The sequence below is a fragment of the Rhodanobacter sp. LX-99 genome, assembly GCF_018599185.1.
In the GTDB taxonomy this organism is placed as follows: domain Bacteria; phylum Pseudomonadota; class Gammaproteobacteria; order Xanthomonadales; family Rhodanobacteraceae; genus Rhodanobacter.
The window spans coordinates 1152487-1176493 of sequence record NZ_JAHFVL010000001.1; the positions used below are offsets into that span (position 1 = coordinate 1152487).

Genomic DNA, 24007 nt, shown 5'->3' on the forward strand with positions numbered 1-24007 from the left:
CCGACCCCGCTGCGGCGTACCTTGCCGCCCCGCCAAGGCTTCCTCTAACCTGCCCCGATCCAGATCGCGGCCACGGGATTGTCCCCGGCCCTCCCGGGGGAATCCGAATCAATGAGCCTCAAGCTCCGCCTCATCGTCCTGAACTTCTTCCAGTACTACATCTGGGGGGCTTGGCTGCTGACCATCGGCACGTGGTGGTTCCAGACCCAGCACTGGTCGGGCACGAGCTTCGGCGCGATCTTCTCGACCATGGGCATCGCCTCGCTGTTCATGCCTTCGCTGGTCGGCATCGTGGCGGACAAGTGGATCAATGCCGAGCGCCTGTACGGCATGCTGCAGATCGCCGGTGCGGTGGTGCTGTTCGCGATACCGCATGTGGGCAACCCGGAGCAGATGTTCTGGGTGATGCTGCTCAACATGTGTTTTTACATGCCTACCATCTCGCTGGCGATCACCGTGGCCTACAACGCATTGAAGCAAGACGGCCTGGACGTGGTGAATACCTATCCACCGATCCGCGTGTGGGGAACGATCGGTTTCATCGCCGCCACATGGACCACCAGCCTGCTGGGCTTCAAGGCCTCGCCCGCGCAGTTCCACGTGGCCGCGGGCGCCTCGCTGCTGCTCGGCCTGTACGCCTTCACCCTGCCCAAATGCCCGCCGCGGATGGGTGCTGCGCAGGGGCGCGGCCTCGCCGACCGGCTGGGGCTCACCTCGTTCACGCTGTTCAAGAACCGCAACATGGCAGTGTTCTTCATCTTCGCGATGCTGCTGGGCGCAGCGCTGCAACTCACCAATGCCTACGGCGACGCCTTCCTCAGCGATTTCGTCAAGGTGCCCGAGTACGCCAACCTGCTCACGGTGAAGTACTCCACCATCATCATTTCGATCTCGCAGTTCTCCGAAACCGCCTTCATCCTGACCATCCCGTTCTTCCTGAAGCGCTTCGGCATCAAGGCCGTGATGACGATGAGCATGCTGGCCTGGGTGCTGCGCTTCGGCCTGTTCGCGTTCGGCGACCCGGCCGGCGGGCTGTGGATGATCGTGCTGTCGTGCATCATCTACGGCATGGCATTCGACTTCTTCAACATCTCCGGCTCCTTGTTCGTCGAGAGCCAGGCCGACCCGAAGATCCGCGCCAGTGCGCAGGGCCTGTTCATGCTGATGACCAACGGCGTGGGCGCCGTGCTGGGCAGCCTGATCGCGGGCTTCGCGATCGACCACTTCTTCACCGACCACAGCTGCAACGACGCGGTACTGATCTGCAAGGACTGGCAGGGCATCTGGCTGGCCTTCGCCGGCTACGCTCTGGCAATGGCGCTGCTGTTCGTGCCGCTGTTCAAGCACCGGCACGATCCGGTTGCGGCACGGCGGGTTGTGCCGACGCACTGAGCCGCCCGGGAGCAGGCGCGGCGAGAACTGTTATTGCGAATCATTTTCATTTAACATGCGCCTCCTCAACTGGAGGTCCTCATGTCGTTCCCCGCTCGCCCGCTCGCCCTTGCCGTTATTTTCGCCTTCGCCGGCGTCGCCCATGCCGCCGACCAGAAGGATGCCGTCGAGCTCAGGCGCATCGAGGTTTCCGAAAGCACGCTGCGCATGCCGCAAAGCCAGGGCGCGCTGCCGACCACGATCACGGTGATCACCAGCGAGGACCTGCGCCAGCAGCTGGCGATCACGCCGGACCTCTCCGACGCCATCGGCAACCTGCTGCCCTCGTTCGCCCCCTCGACGCAGAAGCTCAGCTCGCGCGGGCAGACCCTGCGCGGACGCAACCCGCTGTACATGATCGACGGCGTGCCGCAATCGAGCCCGCTGCGCAACGGTTCGCGCGACGCCTACACGATCGACCCGGCGATGATCGAGCGCATCGAGATCGTCGAGGGCTCCAACTCGATGCAGGGCCTCGGCGCCGCCGGCGGCATCATCAACATCATCACCAAGCAGGCGCCGAAACAGGACGGCGTGCGCCAGGAAGTCACCGTCAACACCAGCGCGCCGACCCGCGGCGCGAACGGCCTGGGCTACGGCGCGGCGTACCTGCTGGGCATGCGCAGCGGCGCGTTCGATCTGGTCGCCGGTGCGTCGTGGCGCAAGCGCGGTATGTATTCCGACGCGAAGGGGCGGCTGATCGGCGTCGACGGCACCCAGGGCGACCTGATGGATTCGCGCAGCACGGACGGCTTCGCCAAGCTCGGCTACGACTTCGCCGGCGCGCGCCGGCTGCAGCTGACGGTCAATCGTTTCGACCTGCAAGGCAACGGCGACTACACCGCCGTGCCGGGCGACATGACGAACAACCTGCCGACCACCTCGGTCCGCGGCAAGCAGCCCGGCGATGCGCCGCGCAACCGCGTGCTGACCAGCAGCCTCGACTACCGCGACCCGGCGCTGGCCGGCGGCGAGCTGCGCGCGCAGCTCTACCATCAGAAGAACCGCGAACTGTTCGGCGGCGGCCGCTTCGCCACCTTCCAGGACCCCGCCTACGGCCCGAACGTCTTCGACCAGTCGCAGAACGTGTCGACCAAGGATGGCGCGCGGCTGTCATGGTCCAGGCGCGGCCTGCTCGACGACAAGCTCACCCTGCTGGCCGGCGCCGACGGCTACCGCGACACCACCTTCCAGGAGCTGACCCACACCGGTCGCCACTGGGTGCCGGACAGCACCTACACCGGCTGGGCACCGTTCCTGCAGGCCGAGTATTGGCCAGTCGAATCGCTGTCGCTGTCCGGCGGCCTGCGCCACGAACACGGCACGCTGGACGTGCCGACCTTCCAGACGCTGACGGCTTATAACGGCGTCACCGTGCAGGGCGGCTCCACCAGTTTCAGCAAGACGCTGCCGAACATCGGCGCGGTCTGGTACCTCACCGGCCGGCTCAACCTGTTCGCCAGCTACGCCGAGGGCTACACCCTTCCCGACGTGGGCCGCGTGCTGCGCGCGATCAACAAGCCGGGCCAGAACGTGGCCAGCTTCCTCGACCTCAAGCCGGTGGTTTCGGACAACCGCGAGGTGGGCGCCGAGTATGCCGGCGACCGCGTGGGCGCCCGGGTGAGCTACTACGTCTCGCGCTCGCGGCTCGGCTCGGTGCTGGTGTTCGACGCACCGAACCAGGTCTACAACGTGATGCGCCAGCGCACCGCGATCAGCGGCTGGGAAACGCGCGCGAACTGGCAGCCGCTCGACGGCACCCGCCTCGACGCCTCCTTCGCGATCAACCGCGGCCGCTCGGACCGCAACGGCGACGGCCAGGTCGACTCCGACCTCGACGGCGCCAACATCGCGCCGAACCGGCTCAACCTGTCGTGGACGCAGCGCTGGAGCGACGCGTGGTCCAGCTACCTGCAATTCAGCCACGCCTACAGCCGCGACTTCGCCACGCTGGGCCGGCGCAGCGCGCACTTCGACGGCTACAGCACCGCCGATGCCTACCTGAAGTGGCACACCAACAGCGCCGGCGACTGGACGCTGGGCGTGCAGAACCTCGCCAACAAGCAATACATCAACTACGTCTCGCAGACTGTCGGCGACGACGATTCGTACTTCGCCGGCCGCGGCCGCGTGCTATCGCTGACCTGGCAGCAGGCCTTCTGACGTGTCCGCCTCCGCGACCACGATCGAAGCATCCGCGCGCCGCGCCGGCGCCGTGCGGTACTGGCTCAAGCGCCTGCACCTGTGGGCCGGCCTCAGCCTGGGGCTGGTCTACGCGCTGATCGCGCTCAGCGGCAGCGTGCTGGTGCTGCAGGGGCCGCTGCTCCGCCTGCTGCACCCGCCGCTGGCCGCGCATGCGTTGCCCGACGCGGCGGCGCGCGCGGCCGTGCTGGCGCGCATCACGCACGAATGGCCGTCCATGGGACTGCGCAGCGCCGATCTGCCGACCGCCGAACTGCCGGTATGGCAGCTGTATTTTTCCGACGGCTCACGGCGCTATCTCGATCCCTCCGACGGCAGCCTGCTGCTGACGCGCGCGCCCGGCAGCGACCTGTTGCTGAGCTTGCGCGACTGGCACACCCACCTGCTCGCCGGGAAAACCGGCGAGGCCGTGCTGGGCGTGCTCGGCTGGCTCACGCTGGGATTGCTGCTTTCCGGCGTGTGGCTGTGGTGGCCGGGCCGGCGGAACCTGCGCGGCAGTCTGCGCATCCATACGCAGCCGCCGGCAAGGCGCTGGGTCAGCTGGCATCGCAGCATCGGCGCGCTCAGCCTGCCCTTGCTGCTGCTAGTCACCTTGACCGGCACCTTGATGGTCTACGGCGCGGGCACCCGACACGTCTTGCAGACGCTGTTCGCGGATGCGCCGGCCACGCCGACGCCGGCCCGCATCGCGCCGCGCCCGCAGGCGATCGACTGGGCGGCGGTGCTCGACGCCGCGCAACACGCGCTGCCGGGCGCCGAATTGCGCCGCATCGCGCTGCCCTCGGCCAGCGACGGCCGCGTGACGATCCGCGCGCGGGCGCCGGGCGAATGGCATCCGGTCGGGCGCAGCCAGGTGTGGCTCGATCCCTACCGGGCCCAGGTGCTGGGCGCCGTCGACGCCACCGCCGAGGGCACTGGCGCGCGTCTCAGCAACGCGGTCTATCCGCTGCACGCCGGCGGCGTGGGCGGCCTGGCCGGAAAGCTGCTGGTGCTGCTGTGCGGCCTGCTGCCGCCATTCTTCCTGGTGACCGGGTTCCTGTTCTGGCGCACGCGCCAACGGCGCCACCGCCAGTAAGCGATCCCGGAAGCCGTCGGCACGGCGGTTCCCGCGATTCACTACAATGGCCGGATGCAAATCGGCCCTTACCGCATCGACCCGCCGCTGGTGCTCGCCCCGATGGCGGGCGTCACCGACAAGCCGTTCCGCCTGCTGTGCAAGCGGCTTGGCGCGGGCCTGGCCGTGTCCGAGATGACCACCGCCGACCCGACCCTGTGGCAGACGCGCAAGTCGCTGCGCCGGATGAACCACGCCGGTGAACCCGAACCGGTCAGCGTGCAGATCGCCGGCTACGATCCCGCGATGCTGGCCGAGGCGGCACGCTTCAACGTCGCCAACGGCGCACAGCTCATCGACATCAACATGGGTTGCCCGGCCAAGAAGGTGTGCAACGTGTGGTCGGGCTCCGCGCTGCTGCAGGACGAGCCGCTGGTGGCGCGCATCGTCAAGGCGGTGGTGGGCGCGGTGGACGTGCCGGTGACGCTGAAGATCCGCACCGGCTGGAACCGCGACAACAGGAATGCGCTGAACATCGCGCGCATCGCCCAGGACGCCGGCATCGCCGCGCTGGCCGTGCACGGCCGCACCCGCGCCGACAAGTACGAAGGCGAGGCCGAGTACGCCACCATCGCCGCGGTGAAGGCCGCCGTGCGCATCCCGGTGCTGGCCAACGGCGACGTCTGCACCCCGCAGCAGGCGAAGCACGTGCTTGCCGTCACCGGCGCCGACGCGGTGATGATCGGCCGCGGCGCCCAGGGGCGGCCATGGATCTTCCGCGAGATCGCCCACTTCCTCGCCACCGGCGAACTGCTGCCCGAACCAGAACCGGCCGAAGTCGCCGCGATCCTGCTCGGCCACCTCGAACACCTGCACGCGTTCTACGGCGAACCGGCCGGCGTGCGCATCGCGCGCAAGCATCTGGGCTGGTACGCGAAGGACCGCCCCGAGAACGCCGCGTTCCGGCAGGTGGTCAACCGCGCCGAAACCGCCGGCGAGCAGCTGCGCCTGACCCGCGACTACTTCGCCGCGCTGCAGGACGAGGCGCGCCTGGCGGCCTGAGCGCAGTCGCCGGATCGTCGGCCGTCCCACGGCCATGGTGGAGGAGTACCGTAGCCCTCAGCAGCGGCTTCCTTGCACGTGGACAATGAACAGCAGCACGAGCGCAGGCGAATTCCCCTATATCCACGGCTTTTCCGCCGAGGAGCAGTCGCGGCTGGTGCGGCAGGCGCGCATGTTCGAGACCAGCCTGTTCAACCACATCGACTACAGCGACGCGACGCGCCTGCTGGAAGTCGGCTGCGGGGTCGGCGCGCAGACCGAGATCCTGCTGCGCCGGTTTCCGCATCTGCACGTCACCGGCATCGACCGCTCCGCCGCGCAACTGGCCGCCGCCAGCCACAACCTGGCCCAGGCCCCCGGATGCGCGATGCGCTATACGCTGCAGCAGGCCGACGCCACCGACCTTCCCTTCGCCGAGCGCAGTTTCGACGCGGCCTACCTGTGCTGGGTGCTGGAACACATGCCCAGCCCCGCGCGGGTACTCAGCGAGGTCCGCCGCGTGCTCAGCCCCGGCGCCACCGTCTACGTCACCGAGGTGCTCAACTCCTCCTTCTTCCTCGATCCCTATTCGCCGAATCTGCTGCGCTACTGGATGGCCTTCAACGATTACCAGTACGACACCGGCGGCGACCCGTTCATCGGCGCCAAGCTGGGCAACCTGCTGCTGGCCGGCGGCTACCGCGACGTGCAGACGGAAGTGAAGAGCATCCATCTGGACAACCGTCAGCCGGCGCGGCGCAAGCGCATGATCGAATTCTGGGAAGAGCTGCTGGTGTCGGCGGCCGAGCAACTGGTGCTCGCCGGAAAGGTCGATGCCGCCACGGTCGAAGGCATGCGCACGGAGCTGCAGGCGGTCCGCAACGACCCCGATGCGGTGTTCTTCTTTGCGTTCGTGCAAGCCCGCGCCACCCCCTACTGAGCCTGGGCGGACCGTCCCCGCCCACGGATCATGCCCAGCCGAGGCCGCGACCGCAGGCCGTAAAGCCGTCCAAACGGCTGAACATCCGCCTAACCCCCTGGTCCCCAGAATCTCCACGGGCTGCAAAACCGGGGGCGGCGATGTATCATGCCCGACTTCTTTTATCTTTCTATCCGTACGAAGGGATATAAACCGCGATGTCCAACTACCTGTTCACATCCGAATCGGTCTCCGAAGGCCATCCGGACAAAGTCGCCGACCAGATCTCCGACGCCGTGCTCGACGCGATCATCGCGCAGGACCCGCGCGCCCGCGTGGCCTGCGAAACCATGGTCAAGACCGGCGTGGCGATCGTCGCCGGCGAAATCACCACCAATGCGTGGATCGACCTCGAGGCGATCACCCGCAAGGTGATCCTCGACATCGGTTACGACTCCAGCGACGTCGGCTTCGACGGCGCCACCTGCGGCGTGATCAACCTGATCGGCAAGCAGTCGCCGGACATCAACCAGGGCGTGGACCGCAAGAACCCGGAAGACCAGGGCGCGGGCGACCAGGGCCTGATGTTCGGCTACGCCACCAACGAGACGAGAGACTTCATGCCGGCGGCGATCTACTACTCGCACCGCCTGGTCGAACAGCAGGCGAAAGTCCGCAAGCGGAAGAACTCGCCGCTGCCGTGGCTGCGCCCGGACGCCAAGAGCCAGGTCACCCTACGCTACGAGAACGGCGTGGCGACCGCGATCGACGCCGTGGTGCTGTCGACCCAGCACGATCCGGACGTGAAGCAGAAAGACCTGATCGAGGCCGTGCGCGAAACCATCCTCAAGCCGGTGCTGCCGGCCAAGCTGCTGCACAAGGGCACCAAGTTCCACATCAACCCGACCGGCAAGTTCGTGATCGGCGGCCCGGTGGGCGACTGCGGCCTGACCGGCCGCAAGATCATCGTGGACACCTACGGCGGCTGGGCCCGTCACGGCGGCGGTGCGTTCTCGGGCAAGGATCCGTCCAAGGTCGATCGTTCGGCCGCCTACGCCGCGCGCTACGTGGCCAAGAACATCGTGGCCGCCGGCATCGCCGACCGCTGCGAAGTGCAGGTCAGCTACGCGATCGGCGTGGCGCACCCCACCTCGATCTCGGTCACCACCTTCGGCACCGGCAGGATAAGCGACGAGAAGATCGAAAAGCTGATCCGCAAGCACTTCGACCTGCGTCCGTACGGCATCCTGCAGATGCTCGACCTGATCCACCCGATGTACCAGCAGACCGCCAGCTACGGCCACTTCGGCCGCACCCCGCACCAGATGAAGGGTCCGGACGGCAAGGCCTTCACCGCGTTCTCGTGGGAAAAGACCGACCGCGCCGAGGCGCTGCGCAAGGATGCGAAGCTGAAGTAAGCCGGCGTCACGACGCCGCAAGCGAAACGGGCCGCCTTGTGCGGCCCGTTTTGTTTTTCACCCGCCTTGCGAAGCGGACCCCGGAGGCAGCGATACCCACCGCACCAGCTACAATGGGCGGATGTCCCTTATCCAACTGCAACGCGTCGACTTCAGCATCGGCGGCCCGCTCCTGCTCGAACATGTCGATCTGTCGATCGAGGCGAACGAGCGGGTGTGCATCGTCGGCCGCAACGGCGAAGGCAAATCCACACTGATGAAGCTGATCGCCGGCGAGCTGCAGGCCGACGACGGCGAGGTGCGCATCCAGAACGGCGTCGTGGTCGCGCGGATGGCGCAGGAAGTGCCGCAAGGCACGGCCGGCAGCGTGTTCGACGTGGTCGCCGAAGGGCTGGGCGATCTCGGCCGCCTGCTGGCGCGTTATCACCATCTGCTGGCCGAGGGCGACTTCGACGCGCTCGGCGACGTGCAGCACCAGATCGAGGCGCAGCACGGCTGGGACCTGGACCGCCGTGTGAGCGACGTGCTGACCCAGCTGGAACTGCCGGGCGACACGGATTTCGCCGCGCTGTCCGGCGGCATGAAGCGCCGCGTGCTGCTGGCCCAGGCGCTGGTACGCAAGCCCGACGTGCTGCTGCTGGACGAGCCGACCAACCATCTCGACATCGAGGCGATCGGCTGGCTGGAGACGTTCCTCAAGCAGTTCGCCGGCAGCATCCTGTTCGTCACCCACGACCGCAGCTTCCTGCGCGCGCTGGCCACGCGCATCGTCGAGATCGACCGCGGCGCGCTCACCGACTGGCCCGGCGACTACGACAACTACCTGCGCCGGCGCGAGGAACGCCTGCATGCCGAAGCGCAGGCGAACGCGCTGTTCGACAAGAAGCTGGCACAGGAGGAAGTGTGGATCCGCCAGGGCATCAAGGCCAGGCGCACCCGCAACGAGGGCCGCGTGCGCGCGCTGAAGGCGCTGCGCAACGAGCGCGCCGAGCGGCGCAATCTCAGCGGCAACGTCAAGATGAATGCGGCGAACGCGCAGGCTTCTGGCAAGAAGGTGATCGACCTGCAGCACGTGCACCAGGCCTACGACGGCCGCGTGCTGATCGACGACCTCTCCACTACGATCATGCGCGGCGACCGCATCGGCATCATTGGCCCGAACGGTGCCGGCAAGAGCACCTTGCTGAAGATCATGCTGGGCGAACTGACCCCGCTGCGCGGCACGGCCGAGCTGGGCACCGGCATCCAGATCGCCTACTTCGACCAGCACCGCCTGCAGCTCAACGACAAGCTCAACGCGCTGGACAACGTGGCCGAGGGCCGCGAGTACATCGAACTCAACGGCCAGCGCAAGCACATCATCGGCTACCTGCAGGACTTCCTGTTCTCGCCCGACCGCGCGCGCGCGCCGATCACCCGCCTGTCCGGCGGCGAGCGCAACCGCCTGCTGCTGGCCAAGCTGTTCGCGCAGCCGTCGAACCTGCTGGTGATGGACGAACCGACCAACGACCTCGACGTCGAAACGCTGGAACTGCTGGAAGAATTGCTGACCGACTACCAGGGCACCCTGCTGCTGGTCTCGCACGATCGCGCCTTCCTCGACAACGTGGTGTCCAGCACGCTGGTGCTGGAAGGCGAAGGCCGGATCGGCGAGTACGTGGGCGGCTATACGGACTGGCTGCGCCAGCGGCCCACCGCGCGCAGCACCCCTGCCCCCGGCAAATCCGCCACGCCGGCGCCGACACCCGCCGCGCCCGTTGCGGCAAAGCGCAAGCGCAGCTTCAAGGAGCAGCACGAGCTGGAGCAGCTGCCGAAACGCATCGAGCAACTGGAAGGCGACATCGCCGCGCGCACCGCCGCGATGAACGAGCCGACCTTCTTCCAGCAGGACAGCGCCGCCATCGTCAAGGCGAACGAGGCCCTGGTGGCGCTGCAAGCCGAGCTCGACGCGGCCTACGCGCGCTGGACGGAACTGGACGGCTGACCTCCGACCGCCGCGTCGCCGGCGCGGCGACGCAGCGGCGTATCATTCGCGGATTGCCCCTGCGGATGATCGCCATGTACACGCTCTACTACGCCCCCGGTTCCGCCAACCTGCTGGTGCATCTGACCCTGTTCGAGATCGGCGTGCCGCACACGCTGGAGCGGGTCGACCTGGATGCCGGCCAGCAACGCAGCGCAGCCTACCTGGCGTTGAATCCGAACGGCGTGGTGCCGACCCTGGTGATCGACGGCGTGCCGCACGGCGAGGCGGCGGCGCTGACGATGCTGCTGACCGAGCGACATCCCGAAGCCGCGCTGGCACCCGCCATCGGCAGCGCGCAGCGCGCCGATTACCTGCAGTGGATGCTGTACCTGGCCAACTCGCTGCAGCCGCTGTTCCGCCAGTGGTTCTATCCCGGCGACCACCTGCCCGGCGCCGGCGACAGCATCAAGGAAGCGGCACGCATCGGCATCGAGAAGTGCTGGTCGCACATCGATGCGCAGCTGGCCGCGCACGGCCCGTACATGCTGGGCGACACGTTCGGCGTGGTGGACTTGTACGCGCTGATGCTGATGCGCTGGTCGCGCAACATGCCGCGCCCGGCGACGGCATGGCCGCAGCTGGCCGCCCTGGCCGCGCGACTGAAGGCGCGTCCGTCGTGGAAGCGCGTGTGCGAGGCCGAAGGCCTGGTCGAGTGGGCCTGAGTCCATGAGCGACGCCGGCGCCGACGCCTGGGCCGTGTACCTGCTGGAGTGCGCCGACGGCCGCGTCTACACCGGCATCGCACGCGACCCCGAACAGCGCTACGCGAAACACCTCGCCGGCAAGGGCGCCCGCTTCACCCGCTCCAACCCGCCGCGGCAGTTGCTGGGCTGGGTCTGGGTCGCCGACCGCAGCGCGGCGCTTCGCCTGGAGATCGCCTGGAAACGGTTGCCGCGCGATGAACGCATCGCCGCGCTACGCGCCCGGGCTTCACACCGCACGTAGGAACCCGCTGGCGGGCAATGCTTTTGCGATTGCCGATTCCCGTAAAAGGGCATCGCCCGCCAGCGGGTTCCTACGACGACAGGGGCAGCCACAGGCTCGCGACGGAGCCACTTGCGTCGGTGCGGGCGCTCAGGCTGACGCCGCCTTCATGGGCTTCGGCGATCTGCCGTACCAGGGCAAGGCCGATGCCGGAGCCGCCCGGCTTGGTGGTGAAGAACGGCACGAACAGGTTGTCGCTGCCGGGCAGGCCGGGGCCGTCGTCGAGGATCTCGATCAGCGCGCGCTCGCCTTCGCTGCGCCAGCGCATCACCACCTGGCCGCTGGCAGGCAGACTCGCCTCGACGGCATTGCGCAGCAGGTTGATCAGCGCCTGTTCGAGCTGGTCGGGGTCGGCTTGCGCGGTCAGCGGCGCACCCGCCTCCACTTGCACGGCCATGCGCTGCTCCAGCCGCGCCACCGCCGGCACCAGCACGGCCAGGTCGAGTTCGCGTTTCTGCGGCGGCGGCAGCGCGGCGAGCCGGCTGTAGCCGGCCAGGAAGCGCGCCAGCGATTCGGCGCGGTTGCCGATCACCTGCAGGCCGCCGCGTGCATCCTCGCGCCAGTCGTCGGCCAACGGCTCGCGCGCAATCAGGGTGGCCAAGGTGCCGGCCAGCGAATGGATCGAGGCCAGCGAATTGTTGACCTCGTGGCCGAGCACGCGCAGCAGGCGCTGCCAGGCCTGGCGCTCTTCCTCGCGCAGCACGCGGCCGACGTCGTTGATCACCAGCAGGCGGCCGCTGCGGCCTTCGTTGCGCAGCGGCGCATGGCGGATGTCGAAACGGCCGCTGCGGCCGGGGAACGTGTGCCTGACGACCTGTGCCGATGGCGCGTCCAGCAGCGCGTCGAGCGCCAGATCGTCGGCACGGCGGCCGATCAGCGCGTGCCGCTCGCTGGCGAGAAGGCGCTGCGCAGCCGGATTGAGCAGGCGCAGCCGCGCGTCGTGATCGAACACCAGCACCGCGCTGTCCAGCGCGGCCAGCGTCTTTCCGAGCAGGCGCGCGGAGTCCTCGAACTGCAAACGCTCTTTCTGCAAACGATCGGCCAGCGCATTGATATCGTAGATCGCATCGCCGAGCACGCCACCCAGCACGCCGCGCATGCTGTAGTCGCCCTCGCGCAGCGCTTCCAGCAGGCCGGCGAGGGTGTACAGCGGATACACCACGCGGCGATGCTGCCAGCGCGCGACCAAGGCGGTGGCCACGACGACCGCGACGGCCAGCAGCCAGCACAGCTCACGCTCGGGCACGCCGGCCAGCAACAGCACGGCCACGCCGAGCAGCGCGGGCAACGCCACCAGCCAGTTGCCCAGCAGCACGCGCCGCTCGAACGCGGGCATGCGGCCGCTGCGGCGGGTGGCGTCAGTCGGCATCGTCGGACGAAGGATCGCGCAGCCCGTGCTTTTCCATGCGCCGGTACAAGGTCTGGCGGGTGATGCCGAGCGCGTCGGCGGCATGCTGCAGGTTGCCGTCGTGGCGTTCCAGCGCGCGCCGCACCAGGTGCGCCTCGGCCTGGTCGATGGTCATGCCGTCGATGTCCTGCGCGGGTTCCGCTCCCGCCGAACCGGGCCCGAACGCCAGCGCCGAATCGCTGACCAAGTCGTGCTCGGCCAGCAGCGCGGCACGCTCCATCAGGTGACCCAATTCGCGCACGTTGCCCGGCCAGCGCCACGCCAGCAGCGCGCGCTCGGCCGACGGCGCCAGCCGCAAACCGTGGCGGCCATAGCGCGCCGCGCTGCGTTCGAGGAAGCTGCGCGCCAGCGGCAGGATGTCGGCGCTGCGCTCGCGCAGCGGCGGCAGGCGGATCTCCAGCGTATTGAGGCGGTACAGCAGGTCCTTGCGGAAGCGGCCCGCCTCCACCTCGACGGCGAGATCGGCATTGGTCGCCGAAACCAGCCGCACGTCGGCACTCTGCGTGCGCGACGAACCAAGCCGCTCGAACTCGCCGTCCTCCAGCACGCGCAGCAGCTTCGGCTGTTGCGGCAATGGCACGTTGCCCACCTCGTCGAGGAACAGCGTGCCGCCGTCGGCCAGCTCGAAGCGGCCGATGCGCTCGCTCTTCGCATCGGTGTACGCGCCGCGCACGTGACCGAACATTTCCGACTCGAACACGTTTTCCGCGATGCCGCCCATGTTGACCTTGACCAGCGCCCGCGCCGCGCGGCGCGACTGCGCATGCAGCTGCTGCGCGATGACGCCCTTGCCGGTGCCGTTCTCGCCCAGCACCAGCACGTTGGCGTCGCTGGGCGCGACCCGCGCCACCAGTTCCATCACCCGCCGCATCGCCGGCGACTCGGCGATCAGGGCGTCGTTGCCGCCGCGCAGCAGCGCATTCTCCGCCTCCAAGCGACGCTGCCGCCGCGCGCCATCGCCCAGCGCGATCTGGTTGCGCACGATGCTGAGCAGGCGCGCGTTGTCCCACGGCTTCTCGATGAAGTCGCCGGCGCCGCGGCGCAGCGCGTCCACCGCCAGCGGCACGTTGCCCCACGCCGTCATCACCACCACCGGCAGCTCCGGCGCCTGCTGGCGCAACTGGTCGAGCAGGGCCAGGCCCTCCTCGCCCGAGGTGGTATCGCGGGTGTAGTTGAGGTCGATCAGCGCGCAGCTGAAATCGCGTTGGCGCACCGCGTCCAGCGCCGCGGCCGGACCGCCCACGCCGACGCTGGCGATGCCTTCGGATTTCAGCAGCAGGCGCAGCGCCTCGCGCACGTCGGCCTGGTCGTCGACGAGCAGTGCGGTGGGATTCGGTTCGCGCGTCATGTTGTTCCGTCTGTCCATGCAACCTCTGCAGCATAGTAGGAGCCCGCGAGCGGGCGATGCTTTTGCCTTCCGTTCATTCGTGTCCGAACAAGAGCATCGCCCGCCCGCGGGCTCCTGCTCGTATCGCAGGGCAATCGCCGGATCGACGCGCAGCGCGCGGGCCAGCGGCGCCACGCGTTGCGCAATTCACGCGGGATCATTGCCCTACTCCCCGCGCAAAGCGCGCATCGGAAGGACCCGGCCGGCGCGCAGCGCCGGCAACAGGCAGGCCAGAAGACCGGTTATGGCGAGCACCGCGCACACTCCCAGCACCACCACCGGATCGAAGGCGTTGCTGCGACCGAGCAGCGTCATCAGCAGCACAGCCACGGCGTGCGATGCACCCAGCGCTATCGCCATGCCAATCGCCAGTCCCGTCGCGATCTGAATCAGACCGCCGCGCAATACCAGGCCCAGCAAGCGCCGCGGCGCGGCGCCCAGCGCCATGCGCACGCCGAACTCGCGCTCGCGCGCGGCCACTGCCACCGCCATCACCGCGTACAGGCCGGCAACCGCCAGCAGCAAGGCCAGCGTGGCGAACACGCCGATCAGCAGCAGGTTCAGGCGTGCATCGGCGGTGGTCTCGTGCACCACGGTGCGCATCGTGCGCAGCTTGGCGATCGGCTGATCCGGCGCGATTTCCGCCAGCGCCGCACGCACGCCCGCGCGCCAATCGTCCGGGTTGCCGTGGCCGCGCAAGGCAAAGCGCAAGGGTTCCAGATCGCGGAAGATCGCCATCGTCGGCGCCGGCAGTTGCGCCAGCGGCAGGTAGACCACCGGCTGCGCAGCGTGCAGCGGCCCGCGCTGGTAGGTCGCGCTCACCACACCGACGATGCGCGCGGAAAGCGGCGGGCCCTTCACCACCTCCACCTTGATCGCCTGCCCCAGCGCATGCCCGCCGTAATACGTGTCGGCCAGATCCTGGCTGACAACGGCCACCGGCGCGGCACCGGTCAGATCATCCTCGCGGGTGAAGTCGCGGCCCTCGTGCAGGCCGATCGCGAACAGCTTGAAGAAGCCGGGACCGACACCGTGCAACTGAGCCTCGAAATGGTTGTCCGCAGGCGTGAGCATGCCGTTGTTGAAGCCGCCATACATGGTGTCGCTGGTCGGCAGGTTGGTGGTGACCGCCGCGCCGGCCACGCTGGGTATCGCCTGCAAGCGCTGCACCAGCCGGTGCGAAAGATCCAGCATCGAAGCCGTGTCAGGGTGATGGCCTTTGACCGGCGCCAACTCGAAGGTGAGCACGTTGTCCTGGTCATAGCCCAGCGGCAGGCGCGAGGCATCGTAGAGCGCATGCATGAACACGCCGGCGGCGCACAGCAGGATCGCCGCCAGCGCCACCTGCGCCACCACCAGGCCGCGACTCAGCCGACCGCTGCGCACGCCGATGCCGTTGCGCCCGCCCTCGCGCAATGCCTCCACGGTGACCGCGGCGCGGCTGCGCCACAGTCCAAGAATCGCCGCCAGCAACGCGCCCAGCAGTCCCAGGCCGATGCCAAGCAACCACGCGCCGACACCCAGATGCACGCGTCCGCCCCACAGCCACTGCGCGGGAATGAAACCCTGCAGCGCTCCCACGCCCGCCATCGCCAGCAGCATCCCCAGCACCGCACCGCAGCCGCCGACCAGCAAGCCCTCGCCCAGCGCCGGCAGCATCAATCGCAAGCGCGGCGCACCCAGCGCGCTGCGTACCGCGGCATCATGGTTGCGCGACAGGGCACGCAGCAGCATCAGGTTGGCAAGGTTCACCAGCACGATCAGCAGCACCAGCGACGCACACGCGAGGAACAACATCAGCATCGGCCGCGTGTCCTGCTGAAACGCAGCCGTCAGCGGCTGCGCGCCGTAGCGCGGACGCGTCCAGTTGCCGCCCATGCCCATGTCGCGGAACATCGTGCGCTCGGCCGCGTCGGCCTGCGCCGCCACGCTCGCCACACTGACGCCCGCCGCCAGTCGCCCGATCGCGATGGCGCCGTTGTGGTTGTAGTCGTGGCTGCCCGGCGGCAGCGCCACCGGCAGCATCACGTCGCCCGGACCGAGCACCGTGTTGAAGCCGGCCGGCAGCACGCCGACGATGCTGTGCGGCACGCCCTCGATCTTCAGTGTGCGACCGATCACGCTGGCCTCGCCGCCATACGCGCGTTGCCACAATCCGTAACCGAGCATCACCGCTTTCGGCCCGTTCGGTCGATCCTCCTGCGCGGTGAAGTTGCGCCCCAGCAGCGGCGCAAGGCCCAGCGTGGGCAGCAACGTTCGGTCGAAGTAAATCACCGGCGCCTGTACCGGCGCACCGGCGCCGGCGATGTTCACCGCCAGGCCGAAATGCACCAGCCCCAGCGAACGCAAACCCGCGGGCGGCCCCAGCCACTGATATTCATGCGGCGAGATGCCACCCACATCATCGCTGCCGCGCAGCGGTCCCAGCACCACCAGCCGATCCGCCTGCTGCACCGGCAACGACCGCCCCAGCGTGTTCCCGATCAACGCAAACACCGCCACGCTGGCGCCGATGCCCAGCGCCAGCACACCGCTCGCCAGCAGCAGGAAGCCGGGGCGGCGCAGGCTGGCACGCCACGCGCGGAGGATTTCGCTGAGAAGAATGTTCATTGCCTACTCTCCGCGCAAGGCACGCATCGGCGGTACGCGTGCCGCGCGCAGCGCCGGAACCAGACACGCGAGCAGGCCGGCCAGGGCCAGTACCGTGCACACGCCGAGCATGGCGAGAGGATCGAAGACGCTGCGGTCGATTTCCACCAGCACGGCACCCAGCACCCGTGACAGGGCGAGCGTGAGGCCCACACCCAGCAGCATGCCCATCGCGATCTGCGCGATGGCCCCGCGCAGCACCAGGCGAGCCATGCCCAGCGGCGGCGCGCCCAAGGCCATGCGCACGCCGAACTCGCGCGCGCGCGCGGCCACGGCGACGGTCATCACCGCATACATGCCGGCCGCAGCGAGCCCCAGCGCCACCGATGCGAACAGACCGATCAGGAACAGGTCGCGGCGCGTGTCGTCGGTAGTAGCGCGCACGATGTCGTCCATCGTCGACACAGTGGCAATCGGCTGCTCCGGCGCTACGGCGACGACGGCTGCATGAACGGCCTGGCGATAGCGGTTGGGGTCGCCCTGGACACGCAACGCGAAACGCAGCGGCTGGAAGGAACGGAACACGTGCACGACGTGCTCGGGCATCTGTGCCAGGGGGAGATAGAGAAACCCGCGCTTCAAGCTGTCCAGCGGACCGAACTGCCGCGTGTCGCCGACCACGCCGACGATGCGTGCGGTTACCGGATGCATGGTCGGATCGCCGGCCATGGCCTTGCCGGCCGGATACCCGCTGTAGTCGTTGACGACAATCTCCTTGCCTACGGCATGGCCGTCGTACTGCTGGTCGGCCAGCGTCTGGTTGACGATCGCGACCGGCTCGCCGCCGGCCACATCGGTCGCGTCGAAGGAACGCCCCTCGCGCACGGGAATGTGGAACACGGAAAAAAACTCGCTGCTGACACCGCGGATCTGCGGGCTGGGATGCAGGTAACCGCGTCCCGGAAGGTGGACGCCGCCCATGTTGAACTGCTGCTCGAAGCCGCCCGCGGGCAGGCCATTGGTGACTGCGACGCGGTCCACGCCCGCCACGGCGTGCAGGCTCTGCAACAGTCGTTGCACCAGATCGCGGGCGGAGACATTGGGGCTGTCGCCATGCACCGGCGCCAGATCGAAGGTGAGGATGTGATCGCTGGCAAAACCCAGCGGCGTGCGTGCCGCATCGTAAAGCGCATGCAGGAACAGGCCCGCTCCACACATCAGGCAGGTCGCCAGAGCCATCTGCGCGATCACCAGCCCCCGGCCCAGGCGTCCGCTGCGGCGACTGGCACTGCGTCCGCCTTCGTGCAAGGCCTCCTGTACCGAGGCCGTGGCCAGCCCGCGCCAGGCACCGAACGCCGCTGTGGCGAGCGCGCCCGGCACGGCGATCGCCATCGCCAGCAACGCCACGGCCCGGGATATGTGCAGCGACTGGCCGTGGGTCCACTCGGCCGGAACGTAGCCGCTGAACAGCGACAGGCCGATCGCAGCCAAACCCAGGCCTGCGATGGCACCGCCAGCGCCAACCAGCAGACCCTCGGCGCAGGCCGGCAGCGCCAGACGCCACACCGGCGCGCCCAGCGCATGGCGCACGGTCGCGTCGTGGTGGCGCGACAGGATGCGCAACAGCATCAGGTTGCCCAGGTTGACCAGCGCGATCAGCAGCACGCACAAGGCGCTGGCCAGAAACAGCATCATCGAGGGGCGCTGCTGCTGATGCAGCGCGGCTCTCAGCGGTATGCTGCCGAAGCGCACCTTGTCAAGGTAGTCGCGTTGCGGACCGGAGGCATCGGCATAGAGCGCGCGGATGGCCGCGTCTACCTGCGCGTCCACCGCCGCGGCACCGTTAGCCGAGGCAAGTCGCGCGATCGCAAAAAAATCTTCACCGTCGTCGTAGGTATGCGGCCTCAGCGCCAACGGCAGCATGATGTCGCCCGCGCCGAACTGATCGAAACTGGCCGGCAACACGCCCACGATGGTACGCGCGACGCCTTCGACCCGCAGGGTGCGGCCGAGCACGGGCTGCGCGCCGTAACGGCGACGCCAGAAACCTTCGGCGAGGATCACCGCCTTCGGTCCACCGGGGCTATCTTCCTGCGCCGAGAAATTGCGACCCAGCCGCATCCGCACACCGAGCACGGGGAGCAGGCCCCGATCGGCCTGAAACGCGTTTACCTGCTCCGGCTCACCGTCGCCAGCCACGTTCACAGCCTGCAGGTCACCCTTGATCAGGCCGATGGCAGCGATGCCGCGGATCGACTGCACATGCTGGTACCGCTGTGGTGACATGATACCTAGCAGTTGCCCATCGCGTTGCGGCCCCAGCACGATCAGCCGTTCGGGCGAGGCATAAGGCAAGGGCCGCAACAGCACGTCGTCGACCAGCACGCATACCGCCGCGCTGGCGCCGACGCCCAGCGCCAGCACGCCGCTGGCCAGCAGAAAGAAGCCCGGCCGGCGCAGGCACGTGCGCCACGCACGCCAGATCTCGGCCAGCCAGATGTTCATGCGCCGACCTCCACGCGGCCGCCGATCAGCGCATCCAGCCGCTGCTCGTCCTCGCGGCGCAGGCGGTCGTAGGTTTGCTCGTCGACCACGCGGCCGTCGAACAGGCGGATCTTGCGCTGGGCCAGTTCGGCGTAGCGCGCGTCGTGGGTGACCATGCAGATGGTGGCGCCGCCCTTGTGCAGCTCGTCGAGCAGGGCCATCACCGCTTCGCCGTTGCGCGAGTCGAGGTTGCCGGTCGGTTCGTCGGCGAGCAGGATCGCAGGCCGGCCGACCAGCGCTCGCGCCACCGCCACACGCTGCTGCTGGCCGCCGGAGAGTTGCGCAGGGTAATGGCGCATGCGGTGCGCCATGCCGACACGCTCCAGCGCTTCCTGCACGCGCTCGCGCCGTTCGCCGGCACCGATGCCGCTGCGGTAGGTCAGCGGCAGTTCCACGTTCTCCTGCACGCTCAAGTCGCCGATCAGGTTGAACGCCTGGAAGATGAAGCCGATCTCGGCGTTGCGGATGCGTGCGCGTTCGGCCGCGTTCAGGGCAGCCACGTCGTGACCGTTCAGCACATAGCTGCCGGCGCTGGCGGTATCGAGCAAGCCAAGGATGGAAAGCAGCGTGGTCTTGCCGCAACCGGACGGACCGGAGATCGACACGTACTCGCCGCGACGGATGTCCAGGTGCACGTCGCTCAGCGCGTGGGTCTCCACTTCGTCGGTCTGGAACACCTTGCGGATGCCGCCGAGGGCGATGACAGATGTCGGGTTGGTCATGGGTTTGTCCTTGCGGGAAACAGGTTGTTCCCTTCTCCCTTCGGGAAAAGGTGGCCCGAAGGGCCGGATGAGGGTTCGGTGAAGCCGGTGGCAGTCCGCTCCGACCGTACCCTCACCCCAACCCCTCTCCCGGCGGGAGAGGGGCTTTTATCAGCGCAGGCGCAGGCGATCATATTTATCCCATTGGCTGGTGTCGGAAAGGATCACCCGGTCGCCCGGCTGCAGGCCCTGCAGCAGTTGCACGCGGTCGACCGAGGTGGCGCCCACGTGCACCTTGACGCGGGTGGCGGTGCTGCCGGAAGCGTCGAGGCGGAACAGGCCCACCTCGCTGTTCGCCTCGACCTGGGCGGGCCGGCCCAGCGACAGCGCCTGGTCGAGTTTCGCGATGCGGATGCGGCCGTCCACCGACAGGTCCGGCCGCGCGCCGGGCGGCAGCACGCCGGTCGGCGTCACGTCCACCTGCACACTGCCGTCGACCACCGCCGGGTCGATCCGCGTGACGCTGCCGTCGATCATGCCGTTATAGGTATTCACCTGTGCGGACATGCCCAGCGCCACGTCCTTGGCCTGCACCTCGGGCACGCGCAGCCGCGCGATCAGCACGTCGCCGCGCGCCACCCGCGCCAGGTCGGTGCCGGCGGCAACCTGCTGGCCTTCCTGCACCGCCACCTGCTGCAGCGTGCCGGCGATGCCGGCGCGCACGTCGAGCGCATCGGACTGGCGCTGGCGCAGGGTCAGGTTGCTGCGCTGCAGTTGCAGCTCGGCCTGCACGGCGGCCATCTGCGCCGTGATGCCGGCGCCGAACGCCCGCACGCGCTGCTGCTCGACCTCGGCGCGATGCCTGAGCTGGTTCAGCGCGATCAGCTCCTGCTCGTACTGCACGCGCGGGATCAGGTTCTTCGCCACCGCCTTGGCGTCGGCGTCGCTGCGGACCTTGGCCGAGGCGTAATCGGCCTGGGCCTGGGCCAGCGCGGAACGTTCGTCCAGCAGTTGCGACTGCAGCTCGGCGTGTTTCGCGGCGACCTGCGCTTCGGCCGCGGCGACTTGCGCCTGCGCATTGCGCAGGTCGTTCTCCACCTGCGGGCTGACCAGGCGCAACAGCACCGTGTCCGGTTCCACCCGGGTGCCGGGCCACACTTCGATCTTCGCCACCTGCGCGCTGGTCTGCGCAGCCAGCCAGTGGATGTCGCGCGGCACCAGGGTGCCCGGCGCGCGCACCTCGCGCAGCATGTCGCCGCGCTGCACGGTGTCGATCCACAGGCTCGAACGCTCGGCCACCGGCAGGGCCGGGCCAAGGCTGGCCACACCGACGGCAACGCCGGCGAGCAGCAACGAGCCGGCACCGATGGCGATCCGTTTGCGGCGGCGCTTGCGCTGGGCGACGAGGGGGTTGGCAATATCCATGAGCCGGTCAGAGCAAGGCCCGTGCCATGCGTGCAAGTGCTTGTCGCGCAACGCATCGGACCGATGCCCGGGCGATGCCATCGTTCGCATGCGGACATCCACGTCCGAAGTCGTACAGCGCTCCTACGGCAGCGACGACGGCCGGGGTGCGGTCAGCCGGTGTTCTGCAAACCCTGCGCGACGCCGTTGACGCAGGCGACCAGCGCCTGCAGCACGGCGTCGTCGCTGCGCTCGCCGGCGCGCCAGCGCTGCAGCAGGTCGACCTGCAGCAGGCTCATCGGATCGACGTAGGGGTTGCGCAGGCGGATCGATGCGGCCAGGCGCGGCTCGCCGCGCAGCAGGACGTCGCTGCCCTTCAACTGCAGCAGCCAACGGCGGGTACGCGCGAATTCGTCGCGGATCAGGCCGAAGAATTCGTCGTGCAGCGGGCCGGAGAGTTTCGAGAACGCCTCGGCGATGTCCAGGTCGCACTTCGCCAGCACCATCTCCACGTCGTCCAGCAGGTTGCAGAAGAACGGCCAGTCGCGCGCCATCTCCGCCAGCGCTTCTTCGCCGAACCGCTGCACGCCCTGCTCCAGCGCGCTGCCGAGACCGTACCAGCCGGGCAGGATCGAGCGGCACTGGGTCCAGGCGAACACCCACGGGATCGCGCGCAAGTCCTGCACGCCGCGCATGCTGCGACGGCTGGCCGGACGCGAACCCAGGGTCATCCGCTCGATCACGTCGACCGGTGTGGCGCTTCGGAAGTAGTCGACGAAGTGTTCGCGTTCGACGAAGGCGCGATAGTGCTTCCGGCTGACCGCCGAGAGCATGTCCATCAGCTCGCACCAGCGTTCCGCACGTGGCTCGCTCTCGAGCGGGCGCAGCGACGCGCGCAGCACCGCACCCACGGTCTGCTCCAGGTTGCGCAGCGCCAGTGCGCGGATGCCGTACTTGCGGTGGATCACCTCGCCCTGCTCGGTCACCCGCAGCACGCCGGCCACCGCGCCACGCGGCGAGGACATCAGCGCCGGCGTGATGCGCGCGCCGCCGCGGCTGGCCGAGCCGCCGCGGCCGTGGAAGAACGCGAGATGGATGCCGGCGGCATTCGCCACGTCCAGCAACTCCACCTGGGCGCGCTGCAGGCCCCAGCGCGAGGCCAGCGTGCCGCCGTCCTTGCCGCTGTCGGAGTAGCCGAGCATCACCCACTGCTGGTCGTCGCGGGCAGCGAGATGGCGGCGGTAGACCGGGTCGTCGAGCAGGGCGCGCAAGGTGGCCGGCGCGTTCTTCAGGTCGTCCACGGTCTCGAACAGCGGCGCGATGTTGAGCGGCACGTCGTTCGCCGCATCGACCAGCCCGCCGCGCCGCGCCAGCGCCAGCACCGCCAGCACGTCGGCGGCCGAACGCGCCATGCTGATGATGTACAGGCCGGTGGCGTCGTGGCCGTGGCTCTGGCGGCTGTCGCGCAAGGTGGTGAACACCGCCTGCAGCGACTCGGCATTCGCGTCAGCGCTGTGCGCAAACGCGGCTTCGCCGCTGGCGTAGGGGCGCAGCCGGTCGGCACGTGCGGTGCTGTCGCGGGTGGCCCAGTCCGGATCGGCCAGCAGGGTCGCCAGCGCGTCGTCGTGCACGCGCGAATCCTGCCGCACGTCCAGCCGCGCCAGGTGGAAGCCGAAGCTGCGCACGCGGCACAGCAGGCGCTCCACCGCGTAGGCGCCGGCGTGCACGCCACGATGCTGGAACAGGCTGTCGGCGACCAGCTGCAGGTCGTCAAGCAATTCGTCACTGGACGTATAGCCGTCCAGTGACTCGTCACTGGTCAGCGCCAGCCGCGCGCCTACCAGCTGCAGCAGGCAGCGATACGGCATGTCGGCATGGCGCGGACGGATCTGCGCCGCGGCCGCGGGAAAGCGTGCGCGGTAGTCCGCCAGCCGCGCGCGCAACGCCGCCGATGCGGCGACCCGGCTATCGGTCTGGCTGAGCTGGCGCGCCAGCGTGGCCACGTCCTCGCGATAGCGCTCCAGCACCAGCGCGCGCTGCGAATCGAGGCAGGCGGCGATGGTGTCGGCGCCCACGTTCGGGTTGCCGTCCATGTCGCCGCCGACCCAGCTGGCGAAGCGCAGCAGCCGCGGCAGCTTGATCGCCACGCCGTAGGTTTCCTGCAGCGCCTGCGCCAGCGATTCGTACAGCGCCGGCACGATCCGGTACAACGGGTTGGCCAGGTAGAAGTCGACGTGTTCGCGTTCGTCCTGCACGCTGGGCCGCACCGGCGAGGCCTCGGCGGTCTGCCAGCCGGCGGACAGCGCCATGTAGATGCGGTCGTCGTCCTCCTTGCGCTCCTGCGGCGTGCGCTGCGGGTCGAAGCCGTCGATCAGCGAACGCACGATCGCCTGTTCCTTCTCCAGCAGCGAGCGGCGCACCGCCTCGGTCGGGTGCGCGGTGAACACCGGCTCGATCCACAGCCGGTCGAGCCAGCCGACCAGTTCATCGGCGCCGACGCCTTCGGCCTTCAGCCGGCCCAGCACGTCGAGCAGCGACTCCGGCTGCGGCGCGCTGCCCTCGCGCTGGTAGTCGCGGCGACGGCGAATGCGGTGCACCCGCTCGGCCGTGTTCACCGCCTGGAAATAAGTGGCGAACGCGCGTGCCAGCGCTTCGGCGTCGCGGGCATCGAGACCGGCCAGCGAGGCGGCCAGGTCGTCCACCGTGGCGCCTTCGCGACGGCGGCGGATCGCCGCGGTGCGCACCTGTTCGACCCGCTCGAAGAACGCCGTGCCGCCCTGCTCGGCCAGCATCCGCCCGACCATCGCGCCGAGCCGGCTGACGTCCTCGCGCAGCGGGCCGTCGGGCGGCAGGAACTCGGGTTCGCGACTTGATTCCATGCGGGGCTCCGGGCGGGATG

Annotated in this window: 16 protein-coding genes; 9 read left to right on the plus strand and 7 right to left on the minus strand. The window is 69.0% G+C overall.

Annotated elements, in window-relative coordinates; genetic code table 11:
• The first annotated feature begins 111 nt into the window (after positions 1-111).
• The 9 genes from KK131_RS05560 to KK131_RS05600 all read left to right on the plus strand — a co-directional run bounded on the left by KK131_RS05560 (position 112) and on the right by KK131_RS05600 (position 11036).
• Positions 112-1392: a nucleoside permease gene (locus KK131_RS05560; protein WP_214555697.1), complete on the plus strand. Its 1281-nt coding sequence runs from the start codon at positions 112-114 to the stop codon at positions 1390-1392.
• Positions 1393-1473: 81 nt separating this feature from the next.
• Complete coding sequence (locus KK131_RS05565; protein ID WP_214555698.1) at positions 1474-3594, plus strand: TonB-dependent receptor; 2121 nt, start codon at positions 1474-1476, stop codon at positions 3592-3594.
• 1 nt (position 3595) lies between these two features.
• The gene (locus KK131_RS05570; protein WP_214555699.1) at positions 3596-4708 is read left to right on the plus strand and encodes a PepSY-associated TM helix domain-containing protein; all 1113 of its coding nucleotides are present in this window, start codon (positions 3596-3598) and stop codon (positions 4706-4708) included.
• 54 nt (positions 4709-4762) lie between these two features.
• The gene (dusB, locus tag KK131_RS05575; RefSeq protein WP_214555700.1) at positions 4763-5749 is read left to right on the plus strand and encodes a tRNA dihydrouridine synthase DusB; all 987 of its coding nucleotides are present in this window, start codon (positions 4763-4765) and stop codon (positions 5747-5749) included.
• Between the two features lie 85 nt (positions 5750-5834).
• Entirely contained in the window at positions 5835-6668 is an 834-nt protein-coding gene (locus KK131_RS05580) for a class I SAM-dependent methyltransferase (RefSeq protein WP_214555701.1), read from the plus strand.
• A gap of 197 nt (positions 6669-6865) precedes the next feature.
• Positions 6866-8065, plus strand: coding sequence for a methionine adenosyltransferase (gene metK / locus KK131_RS05585; protein WP_214555702.1), 1200 nt, complete (start codon positions 6866-6868; stop codon positions 8063-8065).
• Positions 8066-8186: 121 nt separating this feature from the next.
• Entirely contained in the window at positions 8187-10049 is a 1863-nt protein-coding gene (locus KK131_RS05590) for an ATP-binding cassette domain-containing protein (RefSeq protein WP_214555703.1), read from the plus strand.
• 74 nt (positions 10050-10123) lie between these two features.
• Complete coding sequence (locus tag KK131_RS05595; protein ID WP_214555704.1) at positions 10124-10753, plus strand: glutathione S-transferase family protein; 630 nt, start codon at positions 10124-10126, stop codon at positions 10751-10753.
• Between the two features lie 4 nt (positions 10754-10757).
• Positions 10758-11036: a GIY-YIG nuclease family protein gene (locus KK131_RS05600; RefSeq protein WP_214555705.1), complete on the plus strand. Its 279-nt coding sequence runs from the start codon at positions 10758-10760 to the stop codon at positions 11034-11036.
• A gap of 70 nt (positions 11037-11106) precedes the next feature.
• Here KK131_RS05600 and KK131_RS05605 read toward each other — a convergent pair whose 3' ends face one another.
• The 7 genes from KK131_RS05605 to ppc all read right to left on the minus strand — a co-directional run bounded on the left by KK131_RS05605 (position 11107) and on the right by ppc (position 23987).
• A complete protein-coding gene (locus KK131_RS05605) occupies positions 11107-12411 on the minus strand; it encodes an ATP-binding protein (protein WP_214555706.1) in 1305 nt (434 codons plus the stop codon).
• 22 nt (positions 12412-12433) lie between these two features.
• Complete coding sequence (locus KK131_RS05610) at positions 12434-13831, minus strand: sigma-54 dependent transcriptional regulator (RefSeq protein ID WP_214555707.1); 1398 nt, start codon at positions 13829-13831, stop codon at positions 12434-12436.
• Between the two features lie 204 nt (positions 13832-14035).
• On the minus strand, positions 14036-16480 hold the full coding sequence (locus tag KK131_RS05615; protein ID WP_214555708.1) for an ABC transporter permease: 2445 nt from the start codon (positions 16478-16480) through the stop codon (positions 14036-14038).
• 3 nt (positions 16481-16483) lie between these two features.
• Complete coding sequence (locus tag KK131_RS05620; protein WP_214555709.1) at positions 16484-18964, minus strand: ABC transporter permease; 2481 nt, start codon at positions 18962-18964, stop codon at positions 16484-16486.
• The gene (locus tag KK131_RS05625) at positions 18961-19725 is read right to left on the minus strand and encodes an ABC transporter ATP-binding protein (protein WP_214555710.1); all 765 of its coding nucleotides are present in this window, start codon (positions 19723-19725) and stop codon (positions 18961-18963) included. The genes KK131_RS05620 and KK131_RS05625 overlap by 4 nt, the downstream gene beginning before the upstream one ends.
• A 150-nt stretch (positions 19726-19875) precedes the next feature.
• Positions 19876-21129, minus strand: a complete 1254-nt coding sequence (locus KK131_RS05630; RefSeq protein WP_214555711.1) for an HlyD family efflux transporter periplasmic adaptor subunit — start codon at positions 21127-21129, stop codon at positions 19876-19878.
• Positions 21130-21281: 152 nt separating this feature from the next.
• Positions 21282-23987, minus strand: coding sequence for a phosphoenolpyruvate carboxylase (gene ppc / locus KK131_RS05635; protein WP_214555712.1), 2706 nt, complete (start codon positions 23985-23987; stop codon positions 21282-21284).
• Positions 23988-24007 lie beyond the last annotated feature (20 nt).

Excerpts from the sequence above, each read along its gene's own strand:
- KK131_RS05560 (WP_214555697.1), top strand. The coding sequence starts at position 112 with ATGAGCCTCAAGCTCCGCCTCATCGTCCTGAACTTCTTCCAGTACTAC.
- KK131_RS05565 (WP_214555698.1), top strand. The coding sequence starts at position 1,474 with ATGTCGTTCCCCGCTCGCCCGCTCGCCCTTGCCGTTATTTTCGCCTTC.
- dusB (WP_214555700.1), top strand. The coding sequence starts at position 4,763 with ATGCAAATCGGCCCTTACCGCATCGACCCGCCGCTGGTGCTCGCCCCG.
- KK131_RS05580 (WP_214555701.1), top strand. The coding sequence starts at position 5,835 with ATGAACAGCAGCACGAGCGCAGGCGAATTCCCCTATATCCACGGCTTT.
- metK (WP_214555702.1), top strand. The coding sequence starts at position 6,866 with ATGTCCAACTACCTGTTCACATCCGAATCGGTCTCCGAAGGCCATCCG.
- KK131_RS05590 (WP_214555703.1), top strand. The coding sequence starts at position 8,187 with ATGTCCCTTATCCAACTGCAACGCGTCGACTTCAGCATCGGCGGCCCG.
- KK131_RS05595 (WP_214555704.1), top strand. The coding sequence starts at position 10,124 with ATGTACACGCTCTACTACGCCCCCGGTTCCGCCAACCTGCTGGTGCAT.
- KK131_RS05600 (WP_214555705.1), top strand. The coding sequence starts at position 10,758 with ATGAGCGACGCCGGCGCCGACGCCTGGGCCGTGTACCTGCTGGAGTGC.
- KK131_RS05605 (WP_214555706.1), bottom strand. The coding sequence starts at position 12,411 with ATGCCCGCGTTCGAGCGGCGCGTGCTGCTGGGCAACTGGCTGGTGGCG.
- KK131_RS05610 (WP_214555707.1), bottom strand. The coding sequence starts at position 13,831 with ATGACGCGCGAACCGAATCCCACCGCACTGCTCGTCGACGACCAGGCC.
- KK131_RS05615 (WP_214555708.1), bottom strand. The coding sequence starts at position 16,480 with ATGAACATTCTTCTCAGCGAAATCCTCCGCGCGTGGCGTGCCAGCCTG.
- KK131_RS05620 (WP_214555709.1), bottom strand. The coding sequence starts at position 18,964 with ATGAACATCTGGCTGGCCGAGATCTGGCGTGCGTGGCGCACGTGCCTG.
- KK131_RS05625 (WP_214555710.1), bottom strand. The coding sequence starts at position 19,725 with ATGACCAACCCGACATCTGTCATCGCCCTCGGCGGCATCCGCAAGGTG.
- KK131_RS05630 (WP_214555711.1), bottom strand. The coding sequence starts at position 21,129 with ATGGATATTGCCAACCCCCTCGTCGCCCAGCGCAAGCGCCGCCGCAAA.
- ppc (WP_214555712.1), bottom strand. The coding sequence starts at position 23,987 with ATGGAATCAAGTCGCGAACCCGAGTTCCTGCCGCCCGACGGCCCGCTG.